At 55.3% G+C, this 14,207-nt stretch carries 13 protein-coding genes; 8 read left to right on the top strand and 5 right to left on the bottom strand.

What is annotated here, in order from left to right; genetic code table 11:
- The first annotated feature begins 89 nt into the window (after positions 1–89).
- Entirely contained in the window at positions 90–2,540 is a 2,451-nt protein-coding gene (locus QGM61_RS09425) for a PAS domain-containing protein (RefSeq protein WP_281132796.1), read from the top strand.
- Positions 2,541–2,543: 3 nt separating this feature from the next.
- Here the strand turns inward: QGM61_RS09425 and QGM61_RS09420 are convergent, their stop codons facing one another.
- Positions 2,544–3,038 (bottom strand): DUF6265 family protein, encoded by a 495-nt coding sequence (locus tag QGM61_RS09420; RefSeq protein ID WP_237132022.1) that lies wholly within the window; start codon positions 3,036–3,038, stop codon positions 2,544–2,546.
- Between the two features lie 126 nt (positions 3,039–3,164).
- Between QGM61_RS09420 and QGM61_RS09415 the strand changes: the two genes are divergently transcribed.
- The gene (locus tag QGM61_RS09415) at positions 3,165–4,184 is read left to right on the top strand and encodes an aldo/keto reductase (RefSeq protein WP_237132023.1); all 1,020 of its coding nucleotides are present in this window, start codon (positions 3,165–3,167) and stop codon (positions 4,182–4,184) included.
- Between the two features lie 13 nt (positions 4,185–4,197).
- On the opposite strand, the gene QGM61_RS09410 is transcribed toward QGM61_RS09415, so the two are convergent.
- Entirely contained in the window at positions 4,198–5,622 is a 1,425-nt protein-coding gene (locus QGM61_RS09410; protein WP_281132795.1) for an alpha/beta hydrolase, read from the bottom strand.
- Positions 5,623–5,828: 206 nt separating this feature from the next.
- On the opposite strand from QGM61_RS09410, the gene QGM61_RS09405 reads away from it, so the two are divergent.
- Complete coding sequence (locus tag QGM61_RS09405) at positions 5,829–6,452, top strand: class I SAM-dependent methyltransferase (RefSeq protein WP_237132025.1); 624 nt, start codon at positions 5,829–5,831, stop codon at positions 6,450–6,452.
- Positions 6,453–6,520: 68 nt separating this feature from the next.
- Entirely contained in the window at positions 6,521–7,111 is a 591-nt protein-coding gene (locus tag QGM61_RS09400) for a TVP38/TMEM64 family protein (RefSeq protein WP_237132026.1), read from the top strand.
- Between the two features lie 25 nt (positions 7,112–7,136).
- Here the strand turns inward: QGM61_RS09400 and QGM61_RS09395 are convergent, their stop codons facing one another.
- Both QGM61_RS09395 and QGM61_RS09390 read right to left on the bottom strand, forming a co-directional pair.
- Positions 7,137–7,940: an acyl-CoA thioesterase gene (locus QGM61_RS09395; protein ID WP_237132027.1), complete on the bottom strand. Its 804-nt coding sequence runs from the start codon at positions 7,938–7,940 to the stop codon at positions 7,137–7,139.
- 44 nt (positions 7,941–7,984) lie between these two features.
- Entirely contained in the window at positions 7,985–8,461 is a 477-nt protein-coding gene (locus QGM61_RS09390; protein WP_237132028.1) for an SRPBCC family protein, read from the bottom strand.
- A gap of 187 nt (positions 8,462–8,648) precedes the next feature.
- On the opposite strand from QGM61_RS09390, the gene QGM61_RS09385 reads away from it, so the two are divergent.
- Positions 8,649–9,074, top strand: coding sequence for a hotdog fold thioesterase (locus QGM61_RS09385; protein WP_237132029.1), 426 nt, complete (start codon positions 8,649–8,651; stop codon positions 9,072–9,074).
- A gap of 77 nt (positions 9,075–9,151) precedes the next feature.
- Entirely contained in the window at positions 9,152–10,681 is a 1,530-nt protein-coding gene (locus QGM61_RS09380; protein ID WP_237132030.1) for an alanine/glycine:cation symporter family protein, read from the top strand.
- 15 nt (positions 10,682–10,696) lie between these two features.
- Here the strand turns inward: QGM61_RS09380 and QGM61_RS09375 are convergent, their stop codons facing one another.
- Positions 10,697–11,296, bottom strand: a complete 600-nt coding sequence (locus tag QGM61_RS09375; RefSeq protein WP_237132031.1) for a YhgN family NAAT transporter — start codon at positions 11,294–11,296, stop codon at positions 10,697–10,699.
- A gap of 74 nt (positions 11,297–11,370) precedes the next feature.
- Here QGM61_RS09375 and QGM61_RS09370 point away from each other — a divergent pair, with 74 nt between their 5' ends.
- On the top strand, positions 11,371–12,873 hold the full coding sequence (locus QGM61_RS09370; protein WP_272907145.1) for a UbiA family prenyltransferase: 1,503 nt from the start codon (positions 11,371–11,373) through the stop codon (positions 12,871–12,873).
- Positions 12,870–14,183: an FAD-dependent oxidoreductase gene (locus QGM61_RS09365; RefSeq protein WP_281132794.1), complete on the top strand. Its 1,314-nt coding sequence runs from the start codon at positions 12,870–12,872 to the stop codon at positions 14,181–14,183. Before QGM61_RS09370 ends, QGM61_RS09365 begins: the two co-directional genes overlap by 4 nt.
- Positions 14,184–14,207 lie beyond the last annotated feature (24 nt).

Below are 14,207 nucleotides of genomic sequence, written 5' to 3'. Positions count from 1 at the left end.
CACAAAATCGGTGAAGAATGAGTTTAGAGACACGCTGGATTGATTAAACCAATTACAATATTACTATCTGAGCGGGTGTCCTGATTGTCATGATGACGCACGACCAAAGTCAGCTCGATACCGACCAGCAGGCATTGCTGGATCTGGTGGCAGAAGTACTGCCCTCTACTGTCTGGATAGCAAGCGCAGACGGCAAGATCTCCTACATCTCTTCTGATATCAGCGACAAGACCGGCGAACCACCTTCTGTCCTGCTGGGAGATGGGTGGACTCGAACAATTCACCCAGATGACCTGAATGACATTCTTATCAAGTGGCACGCCAGCGTGCAGAGCGGCGCGCCATACGATACTCGGTTTCGCCTCCTGTCTGTCAACTCAGGTGATTATGAATGGCATGAGGCACATGCCCGTGCACAGCGTGATACAACAGGCACCATTATTCGATGGGTCGGCACCACCACAAACACGCACGCTCGCGTTTCAGCCGAAACACGACTGACATTAGATAGGGAAATCGGAGAACTGGAGGCGCGGGTACTTGCGAAAATCAGCCGTGATGATCCGCTTAACGACATTCTGGATGAGATTACCCTCGCCGTTGATCACACAATGTCAGGTGCTCGCTCCTCCATACTGCTGGTCGCGGACGGTTACATCACGCAGTGTTCCGCCCCCGCCCTGCCCAAAGCCTTGTGTCAGGAACTCATTGGGCTGGAAATTGGTGAGTCCGTCGGATCCTGTGGCACTGCCGCCTACAGACGCGAGACTGTCATTGTAACGGATATTCGAACGGATCCGCTCTGGACGAACTACCAGCACATGATTGAGGGCACCCCCCTGAGGGCATGCTGGTCTGTGCCAGTGCTCGATACAGAAGGCAAATGTATCGCCACCTTTGCCGTCTATTTTGACTCCCCAAGGTCGCCAGCCTATGAAGAACTGAAGACTATCGAACGCATAGCGAAATTCGTCCGACTTGCAATCGAGCGCAGCCAGCAACACCAGGCACTGAAGCTTCAAGAAGAGCGACTTAAAATTATTACACAAGGCACCCATGATATCGTCTGGGATTGGGATATCGTGAATGACTCCCTGTGGTGGAGTGACGGCATCAAGGTCCAATTCGGATACGATCCGGCTGAACTGACAGCAAGCTCCGACGCCTGGCTGAAACTGATTCATCCCGATGACCTGCAGCAGCTCCAAATCAGCGTACAACGCGCGTTTGATGGCGACCTGGATCACTGGCAGGGCGAATATCGCATGCGACACAAAGATGGCAAGTACCGGTACGTGCTGGACCGAGGCCATATCATCAGAGATCAGACGGGCAAACCAATCCGTGCGATTGGTTCACTAATCGATATTAGTGAACGCAGGGCCATGGAGGAGAAACTACATCATGCCCAACGGCTTGATTCGATCGGCAAACTGACGGGCGGTATTGCCCATGATTTCAATAATCTTTTGACTGTCATCCTTGGTAACTCAGAGTTACTGGCAATGGAGCTGACATCCAATCCTTCACTCTTGGCGCTGGCTGAGATTACACAAACTGCTGCGACACGCGGCGCGGAGTTGACCAACAGATTACTTGCATTTGCAAGGCGTCAGCCACTTGACCCAAGCGTAACGGACATCAATCGCCTGGTCAGCAACTTTGAACCGCTATTAAGGCGGACTCTCGGCGAAAGTATTGAGATTGAAGTCGTTCAACGTGCCGGCCTTTGGCGCGCCATGGTTGATTCATCTCAACTTGAAAACGCCATTCTTAACCTTGCCATCAATGCCCGGGATGCCATGCCGGCGGGCGGCCGCTTAACCATAGAGACTGCGAATGTCGCCGTCGATGACCACTATGCTGATCTGAACGACTTGAATGCAGGCCAATACGTGCAGCTCGCCATCTCCGACACAGGCGCGGGGATGGATGCCGACACGACCGCCCATGCCTTTGATCCCTTCTTTACAACGAAAGCCACAGGCAAGGGTAGTGGCCTTGGTCTTGCCATGGTGTATGGGTTTGTCCGGCAGTCGAATGGCCATGCCAGGATCTATTCTGAACCTGGGCACGGTACAACTGTAAAGTTGTACCTGCCCCGCTCGTATGAAATTGACCATGACGACGCAGCGGTTTCAAACACATCCGGCATCATTACCGGACATGAGAAAATATTGTTGGTGGAAGACAACGACCTGGTTCGTCGTCACGTGGAAGGCTTGCTGAAATCGTTGGGCTACAGCGTCTTAAGCGCCAGCAATGGCGCAGATGCAATCGTGATACTGGAGCAGGATTCGAGTATCGACATGATATTAACTGACGTCGTCATGCCAGGTGGCATAAGCGGCAAGGTGCTGGCCGACAGGGCCCAGGCCATACGACCGGGTCTGCCAGTTCTGTTTACGTCGGGGTATACCGAGAATGCCATTGTTCACCACGGTCGTCTGGACCCTGGCGTGCAACTGCTACAAAAACCCTTTCGCCGCCAGGAGCTTGCGAGCAAAGTTCGACGCGTGCTCTCCAGCGGCAATCGTTGACTCTTACCAAAGGCTGCGTTTGGTCAGTTGCAGATTGGTTCTCGAACCGTCCGGCTGCTCGATGTGAATGGTGAACGTGTCGCCATCCAGTGTATAACCCAGCGAGCGCATGCCGGTCTCACCGACATTGTTGAAATGCACATGATTGTCCATGATCATGGCCAGCTCCATTTTCATGGGCTCGGGCGTTCGAGGCTGAAAGCCCGGATTGAACTGCTGCAAATGTAATACCAGCGAGCCATCTACTTCTTCAATGGTGATCATCTCGAACATGCTGGTGCCATTGGGACCAGTCATACGGACCATTGCGGCGATGGAGCCACCTTCAGCGCCAATCCAGTTCTCTTCCAGCACATTCGGGCCCAGCTGACCGGCATAGTTGCCCGTCATCCAGTCCAGGTCTTCGATTGTCGCCGCTGGTGGCTGTGCCAGGGCAAAACTCGCGCCCAGCCCCAGAATAGCCGCTGCACACCAGGACGTCAGTTGGGTGATTTTCATGTTGATCTCCATTCGGTTGTTGTTACTGTGCTCAAATCGTATCCGATACGCTCAGCGTTTGACAGTCCACAAGTCACTAATGCCATAATCGGACGCTTGGATGATGATCAACATGGTGGAACAACAATGAAATATCGTTATATAGGCAACAGTGGATTGCGTGTCAGCCCCATTTGCATGGGCACCATGAGTTTTGGCAGCTGGAGCGACGAAGCAGAATCTTTTCGTATCCTGGACAAGGCGTACGAGCGTGGTATCAATTTCTACGATACCGCCGAGGTCTATCCAGTACCGCCGCGCAAGGAGACCGTTGGCGACACCGAGACCATTTTTGGCAAATGGATCAAGACCCGCAACCGCGATTCCCTGATCATCGCGACCAAAGTCGCCGGCGCCGCTTCTGGCTGGTTTGTGCCGCCAATCCGCCACGGCCTGACGGCCATTGATCGTCATCACATTGAGCGCGCCGTTGAAGGCAGCCTGAAACGCATGGGCATTGATTACATTGATCTCTACCAGGTGCACTGGCCCGATACCGTGGTACCGATTGAGGAATCCATGGCGGCACTGGATCGGTTGGTAGAATCGGGCAAGGTCCGCTATCTGGGCACATCGAACGAAAACGCCTATGGACTTACCAAAGCCAATACAGTGGCCCACTACGAAGGTCTGGCGCGCTTCCAGTCAATACAGAACAACTTTTCCTTGCTGCATCGCCGCTTTCTGGATGAGCTCGCCACCGTCTGCCGTCGCGAAAAAGTATCGCTGCTGCCCTACTCGCCCATTGGGGGCGGTGTGCTCAGCGGCAAGTACAATACTGACAATTATCCGGAAGTGGCTCGTTTCAGCGAGTATCTCAAGCTGGAAAACCCGCGCCAGCGTGCCATGGCTGACCGCTTCCTGAATCCCGGTACGCTGGCCGCCACGGCCCGCTATATAGAAATTGCCAAAGAAGCTGGTATCACACCAACCACATTGGCGACTGCCTGGAGCATGAACTTTGATTTCGTGGCATCCACCATCATTGGTGCGCGCACCGCAGATCAGCTTGATGACTCACTGGCGGCACTGGATGTGACCCTGAGCGAAGAAACGCTCAAGGCCTGCGACCAGGTCCATAAAGATATCCCCTACCCCATGGGCTGAGGATATAACACCGTCACGGACGCGAGCAGGCCGGCAGGCCCTCGCGATCCGGCGTCGTGAATGCACATCCATAGCTGTCCTGCGCGACGGCCACAGGATCAAGCACCACATCACCGGCGGGTTTGGGCCCACCATTGACCCAGATCAGCCAGTCGCTCAGCGCAGTGCGAATTTCGTCAGCCGAGAAATCGCAGTGACCGGGCGCCCGGATCGCGCGCTGCACCAGCAGCTCATCATTGCCATTACGAATCGCACCCTGCCGGTAGAGCTGCTGGTGCCGAAACGGCACATAGAAATCACCCAGGGTATGCAGTGTCAGCACCGGGACTGAAAAGTCGCCGTGTATCTCCGGCAGCCAGCGCACGCCATCATTGCGGATGGCATTGACACCGCGGGCAGCCTCTTCCCGCATCATGATGTCATTGAATGACACTTCCATTTCGGTCGGACTTGTATTGTCAGTCCAGCGATAAACACGATCGGCGTTATCGTAAACATTGCGATCGAGAATCCCGCGCACAGAGCCGTCATCCCCTCCGCTGCCCATGACAGTGTATTGATAGCGGGACTGGAAGCCGTACTCAAAGATGGGCCGGTCACCGCCTGTCAGATTCATGGCCATGGCCATCAGGCGCTCACCATTGATATTGGCTGGCTCCCAGGTGGACTGGCCAGTGGCCGGATCAATCACGAACAGATTGCGGACTACCGGACCAGGGGCATCGGGCGTGCCAACCAGCTGTGGGAACTCTGAATATGGCAGATAACTGAATCCGGCCAACGTCATGGCCAGTCGATTGTAGTCCCCCAGCCATTGAAACTGGTTCTGTTCCGCCTGACAGAATGGTGCGGCACCGGCATAGGGCACCGGATACAGGGTGCGCTGCATATTTTCCCACTCTACAGCGGCAGCAGCCGTATGTCCGCCCAGCGACGTGCCGGAAATCAGGTACTGAGCGGGCTCGGCAAGCTGCTGTTGCCAGTCGCGCTGCAGATAGCTGGTAAGCTCACGCGCCAGCTTGTTGGTATCTTCAATACCGGCGCGTACATCATAATAGTTGGCCGAGTAGGATGAAGCGGCCCAGGCATAACCAGCCGCCAGCACTGCCTCGCGAAACGCGGCAGGTGGCAAGGATGGCGCCAGCTCAGCCCCCGTCCCACGATACCCGTGGGTGTACATGACCAGACCGTCGCCGTCCCAGCCAGCGGGGAACTCTGCGGTGTAAACAGCTGAACCCTGCAAACCCTCATAGGTGCCATAAAACGCCCGTGCGCCGGGCTGCGCATCAAAGGCCAGCACAGCCATAGGCGCGAATGTCCGTGCATCATGCTCTCTCTGCCCGGTCATGCCGCCGCCTGCACAGGCGGTCAGAATCGTGGCACTGACAGCCATGGCCAGCAGTTGAGATTTACGGTTGGTTGTGCCATTGAGGGTCATGTCGTAGTTCCTGTCTGAGGCTAGCCGGGAGCTGACATTTGAGGTTCATCGCTCCGGGCAAGCATTATTATTGTGGATGCGGGCCAGTATATGGCTCGCCCCGTCAAATTGCCAATTGGCCCAGCGTCATACGTGACTAAGGGCATGTTTGCATGGGCGACGCTTCGGGTTATGATGCTCGACCTGACTGAGTGACCTGAGCATCAATGCTGATTCAACTGTACCGCCACATCCAGCGCAATATCAAAGAAGACGGCCTGATCGTAAGCAGTTCCCGATTTCTGGTATCGGCCATGCTGAAGCGGGTGGATTTCTCCCGTAACCTGCGTATTCTCGAAATTGGCAGTGGCCGTGGCGCCATTACCGATCAGCTGATTCAACGCATGTCGAACGGTTCAAGTCTGGACATCTGTGAAATCAAGTCTGAGTACAACGACTCGATTCACCGCCTGATGGCATCCCATCCGGATAAACAGGTCGCTCTCTATAACAGCTGTGTGACCCAGCTGCTGACCCGCCCCGGCCACTATGACGTGATCATTTCCTCATTGCCATTGAAGAATTTTGAGGATGCAGCCAGCGCCAACGCCTTCCTGTACCAGATACTGAATGCTGTGCAGTATGGTCTCAGGGAAGGCGGCCTGTACCTGCAATATCAATACTTCAAGAGCAACCAGAGCGATATCGAGCAGGTTTTTGGCAAATCCATGGATGATGTCAGCTTCGTGCCTCTGAATATCCTGCCAGCTTTTGTGTATCAGATGTCCAAGCCAGCAGCCATGGCAACGCCGGCTGTACTCGATCGGGCGCCTCTTAATGAAAGCTCGTGAGTCATGAAACCGTGCAGGCATCCGTCCCACTGAAAGCCAACAACGACCAAGCGGATCGCTGAAACTCCATGGAAAAAGAAAAACTTGAACACCTGAACTTTTTTGGCCTGTACACCTGGCTGGGACTGGTGACGATCTGCCTGTCACTGTACTTCTTTCGACCCGACCTGTTTGAACCCCAGTTTATCCGTCAGTTCTTCAGTGAAAATCTGGTCAGTGGACTGTTTATTTATTTCGTGATCTCTACACTGCGCGGCTTTACGCTGATCCCCTCCACGCCAATTGTGCTGGCGGGCATCCTGGTATTTCCGCCCCTGCCGCTATGGCTGGTCAATCAGCTGGCCGTATACACATCGTCTGCAATTGTGTACTACATGGCACGACATTTACGATTCGATCGCTACTTTCATGCGCATTATCCAAAACAGGTCGCTCAGCTGAGCGGGCTCCTCAAGAAAGCAGAGCTGACGGTGATCTCCACCTGGGGGTTCCTGCCGTTTGTGCCCAGCGACATGATTGTTTATGTGTGCAGTGTTCTGCGCGTCAGTGTCTGGAAAACCCTGTTCGGCATTTCGATCGGGGAAGGTGTTATCTGCGCCATTTACATTTTTGGCGGTGCCTACAGCCTGAATGCTATTCTGCAGTACTTTGCCGGGTGACCTGCGCGGCGGCACCGCCGCGCGCTCAGTCCTTGAAATACACCATTTGATGAGATGTGGCCAGCAGCTCACCTTCTGGTGACCAGACCTCTGCGCTTTGATCGAAGAACCCGTCGCGGTAAGCCTGCGCGCGCGCGACACCCAGAAGGTGTCTGCTGCCCACTCGGCCAAGTGTTTGGCTGTCAGCATGAAAGTATGAAGTCAGTGTTACGGTACCGATGGGAGACCAGCGCTGGCGTCGTATCATGACCCTGGGAAAGAACACATCACAGATGGATGCCAGCGCCGGGAAATCCAGTGGCCGCTCTGGCACATCGCGCACCCAGAGTTGAGATGCGCCATTTTCCCTTTCCGGCTCGGTAAACGTTTTCGGAAGTGAATCGTCGCTATAACGCAGATCGTAACGATGCGTGAACTCCGGGCGTTTGTCCCAGTTCATGGCAGCTACCGATTCCGGCGCCGGCGCATCAGGAAACTTCGCATCTGTGCCGGACCACGTCGGGCGACGAATGGCGAACACAGCTGTCGCCATGGCCACCAGTTTGTCGTCCTGAATGGCATTGATAAGCCAATGCTGTGTGGACCTATTGGTACGAACCGGGCGCGCCTCAATACGGAAAGCCCCATCAGCAATCGGTGCAGCAAAGTGCACGGTCTGCGATACGGGTTCACCTAAACGTTCCTCATGCAGCAGAGCCGCATTCAGCAGTTGCGCCGCAGTTATACCGCCAAATGGCCCGACAGCGTTGGCGTAGCCCGGATGTGTACTGGCGGCAAACATGCCCGGCGCCACGGGTTGCATAGCTATAGCTTCATCCAGCGGATGCATTCCTGTCTCCTGTTTCCCTGTGACCCTGTATCACGTGCACGCGATTACATATGAGCGTCCGACCAGCCCTCTGCAATCATTTCACGTATGACTTCAATGGCTTCCTGGTCATTCTGCACGTAGGCCGATTTCAGAAATTCGTCGGCATCCACACCACTATCGGCACCACTGATGGAGTCGCGCCGGTAACGGAATCGCACCAATAGCTCACCGGCGCCCGCCGACTCAATGCGCGTTACACTCTCGGCATGCATGGGTTGATCGCGACCGTCGATCAGCGTTCTGATCTCCCGGTCTTCGATGACAGTAACCACATCGGTAAACTCCAGTTCACCGGCAAAGATCCGGCGCGTAAACCCCTCAGCATGTTCATCAACAAGCCGACACTTGATGGCCGGATTGAAGTGGCCCGGATAACGTGCGCGAAACAGCAAACCCTTCCATAAGGACTCGCGGGAAATTCGCTGATGATCAGGCTGCCCTTTCTCATTAATGACAATGGTATGTTCGAAATCCAGCACCTGGGCCCCCTTTGACTTAATCGAATGGCAATAATACACAATCAGGCCTGAGCGAGCCCGCTTTCAGCCCTGTCATTTGCAATCCATCAACCCACGGCTTGGCAGCCGCCACCTTGCCCGCGTATTATCCATGGCCTGCCTATAGCACAGTTGATGACCCTGCATGACGTAACAGGAGTAAATACCCATGGCCATCTGGAAGCGCACACCCTCACTGGAACGGCTTGCCGAGAACGCTAAAAACACCGCTGTCGCCCACCTTGGCATAGAAATTACAGAGATTGGCGATGATTTTCTGACCGGGCGTATGCCCGTTGACCATCGCACAGTGCAACCACATCGTATTCTTCACGGTGGCGCCTCGGTGCTGTTTGCCGAAACGCTGGGCAGCATGGCCGCGAATCTGTGCCTTGGCTCTGAGACTCAGGCAGCGGTTGGTCTCGACATCAATGCCAACCATCTCCGCCCTGTCAGCAGCGGCTGGGTGTATGGCACGGCCCGCCCGGTTCATATCGGAGCCACCACACAGGTGTGGGAAATCAAGATCAGTAATGAAGCAGGCAAGGCAGTGTGCATTTCGCGCCTGACCATGGCAGTAATCAAGGCACGTTAGAACCAATTCGGGATTGAATACACCCACCCCCTCGGTTATTGTTTGGCAGCGGCCTAACAATAACACAGGGTACTTAGATGGAAGCTCTCGTCAACACGATCAATAATATCGTCTGGAGTCCGGCACTGGTGTTCCTGTGCCTGGGTGCCGGTCTCTTCTACTCCATCCTCACTCGCTTCGCCCAGCTTCGACATTTCAAAGAGATGTGGCGCCTGCTGTTTCAGGGCAGTGAATCAGCCGAGGGCATTTCATCTTTCCAGGCGTTGGCGGTTTCCCTGTCGGGTCGTGTTGGCGTCGGCAACATTGCAGGCGTCGCGGCAGCCATAGGATTCGGCGGGCCCGGCGCTGTTTTCTGGATGTGGGTCGTGGCATTCCTCGGGGCGAGCACAGCCTATGCAGAATCCACATTGGGCCAGCTCTATAAAGTCGAGGAAGATGGCCAGTATCGGGGTGGCCCTGCCTATTACTTCGAGCGATGTCTTGGACAGCGCTGGCTGGCCGTCCTGTTTGCAATTGCCGCCATTGTGGCCTGTGGTGTGTTTCTGCCGGGTGTTCAGGCCAATGCCGTCGGCAATGCCGTCACTCAGGTTTTTGGCGAGGGCAACATTGTTTCGACCCAGTTTGGCGACGTTGGCACCAATAAACTGGTGGCGCTGGCAGTCATCCTGATGATCCTGGCATTTATCATTTTTGGCGGCATCAAGCGTATTGCCCATTTTACCCAGATCGTTGTTCCGTTCATGGCGCTGGGTTACATCATCATGGCGCTAATCATCGTGTTCATCAATTTTGACCAGATTCCGGGTGTATTTGCGCTGATCGTGGGCGATGCGTTTACTGCCCAGGCCGGTTTTGGCGCGGCAATAGGCTGGGGCGTGAGACGCGGCATCTATTCAAATGAGGCTGGCCAGGGAACCGGGCCGCATGCTGCCTCTGCAGCTGAAGTCGACCACCCGGCCCAACAGGGCCTGGTGCAGGCATTCTCCGTGTATGTCGACACGCTGTTTGTCTGCTCGGCAACCGCATTCATGATACTGATCACTGAACAATACAATATTCAGGGCACCCTGGAAGCCGGTCAGTTTGTCCTGCAGAATGTGCCTGCTGACACCGAGATAGCCTCTGCCGCCTTTACACAGATGGCGCTGTTCAGTGTGTTTGGTAACTTTGGCCCCGTCTTTGTGGGCATTTCCCTGTTCTTCTTTGCCTTCACCACCATACTCGCCTACTACTACATCGCCGAGACGAATGCAGCCTACCTCAATCGCTATTTCAAGGCTCGCATCCCACTGGTTCTGGTCAAAGTTGTGATCATGATGATGGTCAGCTATGGCATGGTGAACAGTGCAGGTTATATCTGGATGATTGGTGACATTGGCGTGGGCCTGATGGCCTGGATTAATATCGTTGGCATCCTGGCCATCTTTTTTGTGTCAGGGCCTGCCATGGCATGCCTCAAGGACTATGAGGAGCAGCGCGCTGCTGGCGGCCCCATTCATTTCGACCCCAGAAAGCTTGGCATCAAGAACGCGACTTTCTGGGAGCAGCGCATGGACAAGCAGGTAAAGCAGGCTGAAGAACAGGCTGATGGTGAGACCCGGCACTGATTTAACATCAGTGCCTTATGCCGGAGCTGAGCTCAGATAACTGGCAATGCCATTGAGCAGCATCTGCACCGATACAGAAATGAGGATCATGCCCATCAGGCGCTCGATGGCCTTCAAACCACGGGCGCCCAGCACCTTGTAAAGTCGCTGCGACATCATCAGGATGATGGCCGTGACAGTCCACGCGCCACCCAGCGCGATCAGCCAGTCAACACTGCGGTCGGGGCCGGATTCGGCGAGTAGAATGAGCGTAGCAAGCACCGATGGGCCAGCAATCAGGGGAACCGCGAGTGGCACGACCAATGGTTCGCCATCATCGTCATCGGAGCCCATGACACCGCCCCGCGACGGGAAAATCATACGTACGGCTATGATCATCAGTACCAGACCGCCGCCGATGGAAACGGCCTCGCGTGACAGGGCCAGCAAATGCAGAATGCCTGGCCCCATGAAGAGAAACAACAGCATAAGCCCCAGGGCGATCAGCAGCTCGCGCAGCAGGACTCGCCTGCGACGTTGCTCAGGCACCCTCGACAGCACGCTGAGGAATATGGGTATATTGCCCAGAGGATCCATAATCAGAAACAGAGTGACAGCAGCAGCGAACGTTTCCATGTACAAGATCACTATGTGTGTAGTGGCTGAAACCGTTATCTTACGCCGGTCTGTAAAAAATTCCCACGGATTTTATGATTACTGCTACCATACCGCCTCATCAGACATGGCTGGCGGATACGTATGCCTGCGCTTTTCAGGGACTGGAGACATTGCGACCACTGGTAGTTGACCTCGACGGCACGCTGATTCATACCGATATGTTGCACGAATCAGCATTGAAGGTGTTCCGGGAATCACCCTGGAGCGCCTTGCTGCTGCCTGTCTGGTTGCTGCAGGGAAAAGCCGTCTTGAAACAACGATTGGCGCAGCGCACCGCGTTCAACGCTGGCGTCCTGCCCTATAACCAGACGCTGATTGACTGGTTGCGCGAACAAAAGCAGCTGGGTCGTGAGATCGTGCTGTGCACCGCATCCGACCAGCGTTTCGCAGAGGCTATCGCTGAGCAGCTGGGGCTGTTCGACAGCGTGCTGGCCAGCGACGGTCAGACAAACCTGTCGGGGCGACAAAAAGCTCAGGCACTGGTTGATCGCTATGGCGAACAGGGATTTGACTATGCAGGCAATTCAACCAAAGACCTGCCTGTCTGGGCCAGCGCGCATCAGGCTGTTGTGGTGAATGCCTCCACGGCAGTCACCGAACGCGCCCAACAGTGTGCGCGCGTAGAGACGGTATTCCCTCCTGCACCCACCGGTATCATGGCCTGGCTGAAAGTAGTTCGTGCTCACCAGTGGCTGAAAAACCTTCTGCTATTTTTTCCGGCTATCGCCGCACACGACCTCAACGACCCGGCGATTCTGGGGGTCCTGGCTTTGGCGTTCTGCTCATTCAGCCTCTGTGCGTCAGCGGTTTACATTACCAATGACCTGACTGACCTGGAGAGTGATCGCCTGCATCCACGCAAGCGCAACCGTCCCTTTGCATCAGGTGCGATTGCAGCCTGGAAAGGTGTGCTGCTGTCACCCATGTTGCTACTCGGCAGCGTTGTGATCGGAAGCCTGGTAAGCATGGAGTTTCTAGGCTGGCTGGCAGTATATTTCCTGCTGACGCTGGCCTACTCATTCGGACTCAAGCGCCTGATGATCGTCGACTGCCTCGTGTTGGCAATGCTGTACACGCTGCGAATTATCGCCGGCGCGGCAGCCTCCGAAAATGCCCTGACCTTCTGGCTGTTGACCGAGTCCGTTTTCCTGTTTTTGTCGCTTGCTTTTGTCAAACGCTATGCGGAACTGAAACTGCAGTCGAAGGCGGGTGCCAGTCAGGCACATGGTCGCGGCTACCTGACCAGCGACGCGCCGCTGATTCAGAACCTCGGGATCAGTGCAGGATTCATTGCGGTGCTGGTACTGGCACTTTACCTGAATAGCGACTCCGTGCTTGGCCTTTACCAGAATACGGCGTTGGTTTGGGCCGCCATCCCTATCCTGCTGTTCTGGATCAGCTGGATGTGGATGCAGGCTAACCGCGGCAATATGAACGACGATCCCCTGGTTTTTGCCGTGAAAGACAAGACAAGTCTGATGGCAGGCGCGGCGTTTGCTCTGGTTCTGGCGCTGGCAACACTGGGGTGGCCATGATAAAACTCAGCTCCTGGGGCCGCCTTAGCCGTCAGCCGCATACCTGTATTGCCTTAAACGACCGCAGCAGCGTGGCAGGCCAGCTTGAACAGTTCCAGCCCGGCATTTGTTATGGCATGGGGCGCAGTTACGGGGATGTGTGCCTGAACAGCGAGGGAATAAGCTGGCAGACTCGCGGTCTGGACCGCCTGATTGAATTCGATGCAGAGACTGGCGTGCTCGTCTGCGAATCAGGAGCCCTGCTAAAGGAAATCCAGGATCTGATGGTACCCCGAGGCTGGATGCTGCCGGTGACACCTGGTACCCAGCTGATCACCGTGGGGGGAGCAATCGCCAATGATGTTCATGGTAAAAACCATCATGTGCACGGCACCTTCGGCGAGCATGTGCAGGAGCTGATTCTGCAGCGCACCGATGGCCAGCTGCTGCGCTGCAGCTCTGCGGAAAATGCCGATATGTTCCGGGCCACCATCGGAGGCCTTGGATTAACGGGCGTCATTCTGCAGGCAAGCCTGAAGCTGCGGCCGGTCGGCTCCGCCTGGCTGGACACAGACACACTGGCTTACCAGTCGCTACCCGAATTTTTTGAACTGTCGCAGGCGTCGGAGGCAGACTGGGAACATACTGTATCCTGGATCGACTGCCTGTCCGGGGACACGCCAAGGGGCATTTTTCTGCGAGCGAACCACCGGGAACAGGTACCCCCTGATCATAAATCACAGTCTTCACGAAAAAAATCAGGCCTGCAGATGCCATTGGTCCCACCAGTGTCTCTGGTCAACCGTCTTAGCCTGCGGCCCTTCAACACTGCCTACTACGCGCTTAACAAACGCAAAGAGGGTGCCGGTATCGCACATTACCAGCCATTTTTTTATCCACTTGATGCAATCGGTCACTGGAACAGAATGTACGGCCCACGCGGCTTCTATCAGTACCAGTGTGTGGTGCCAGAGGACAACATGCATGGAGCGATAGGCGAAATGCTGACTGCCATTGCCCGCAGCGGTCAGGGTTCTTTTCTGGCTGTACTAAAAACATTTGGCAAGCGGCCAGCGGCCGGCCTGCTGAGTTTCCCTATGCCAGGCGCGACACTGGCGCTGGACTTCCCCAATCAGGGGCAAAAAACACTTTCATTGTTTACCAGGCTGGATGACATCGTCAGTCAGGCTGGCGGCCGCCTTTATGCTGCCAAAGACGCACGCATGCCGGCGGATATGTTCCTGCGCGCGTACCCTGCTTTGTCCGAATTCACTAACTACCGAGATCCTGGCATCAGTTCCGACATGTCACGTCGGCTGATGGGCAGTTAAAACAACGGTACGGAGAACTCCACT

The organism is Pseudohongiella sp. SYSU M77423 (genome assembly GCF_029911965.1).
In the GTDB taxonomy this organism is placed as follows: domain Bacteria; phylum Pseudomonadota; class Gammaproteobacteria; order Pseudomonadales; family Pseudohongiellaceae; genus Pseudohongiella.
Note: the sequence above shows the minus strand (reverse complement) of the source record. Positions and strands in the feature narration are given on the sequence as shown.

What these genes read in the sequence shown, in the direction of transcription:
- QGM61_RS09425 (WP_281132796.1), top strand. Translation starts at nt 90, where the DNA reads ATGATGACGCACGACCAAAGTCAGCTCGATACCGACCAGCAGGCATTG.
- QGM61_RS09420 (WP_237132022.1), bottom strand. Translation starts at nt 3,038, where the DNA reads ATGAAAATCACCCAACTGACGTCCTGGTGTGCAGCGGCTATTCTGGGG.
- QGM61_RS09415 (WP_237132023.1), top strand. Translation starts at nt 3,165, where the DNA reads ATGAAATATCGTTATATAGGCAACAGTGGATTGCGTGTCAGCCCCATT.
- QGM61_RS09410 (WP_281132795.1), bottom strand. Translation starts at nt 5,622, where the DNA reads ATGACCCTCAATGGCACAACCAACCGTAAATCTCAACTGCTGGCCATG.
- QGM61_RS09405 (WP_237132025.1), top strand. Translation starts at nt 5,829, where the DNA reads ATGCTGATTCAACTGTACCGCCACATCCAGCGCAATATCAAAGAAGAC.
- QGM61_RS09400 (WP_237132026.1), top strand. Translation starts at nt 6,521, where the DNA reads ATGGAAAAAGAAAAACTTGAACACCTGAACTTTTTTGGCCTGTACACC.
- QGM61_RS09395 (WP_237132027.1), bottom strand. Translation starts at nt 7,940, where the DNA reads ATGCATCCGCTGGATGAAGCTATAGCTATGCAACCCGTGGCGCCGGGC.
- QGM61_RS09385 (WP_237132029.1), top strand. Translation starts at nt 8,649, where the DNA reads ATGGCCATCTGGAAGCGCACACCCTCACTGGAACGGCTTGCCGAGAAC.
- QGM61_RS09380 (WP_237132030.1), top strand. Translation starts at nt 9,152, where the DNA reads ATGGAAGCTCTCGTCAACACGATCAATAATATCGTCTGGAGTCCGGCA.
- QGM61_RS09375 (WP_237132031.1), bottom strand. Translation starts at nt 11,296, where the DNA reads ATGGAAACGTTCGCTGCTGCTGTCACTCTGTTTCTGATTATGGATCCT.
- QGM61_RS09370 (WP_272907145.1), top strand. Translation starts at nt 11,371, where the DNA reads ATGATTACTGCTACCATACCGCCTCATCAGACATGGCTGGCGGATACG.
- QGM61_RS09365 (WP_281132794.1), top strand. Translation starts at nt 12,870, where the DNA reads ATGATAAAACTCAGCTCCTGGGGCCGCCTTAGCCGTCAGCCGCATACC.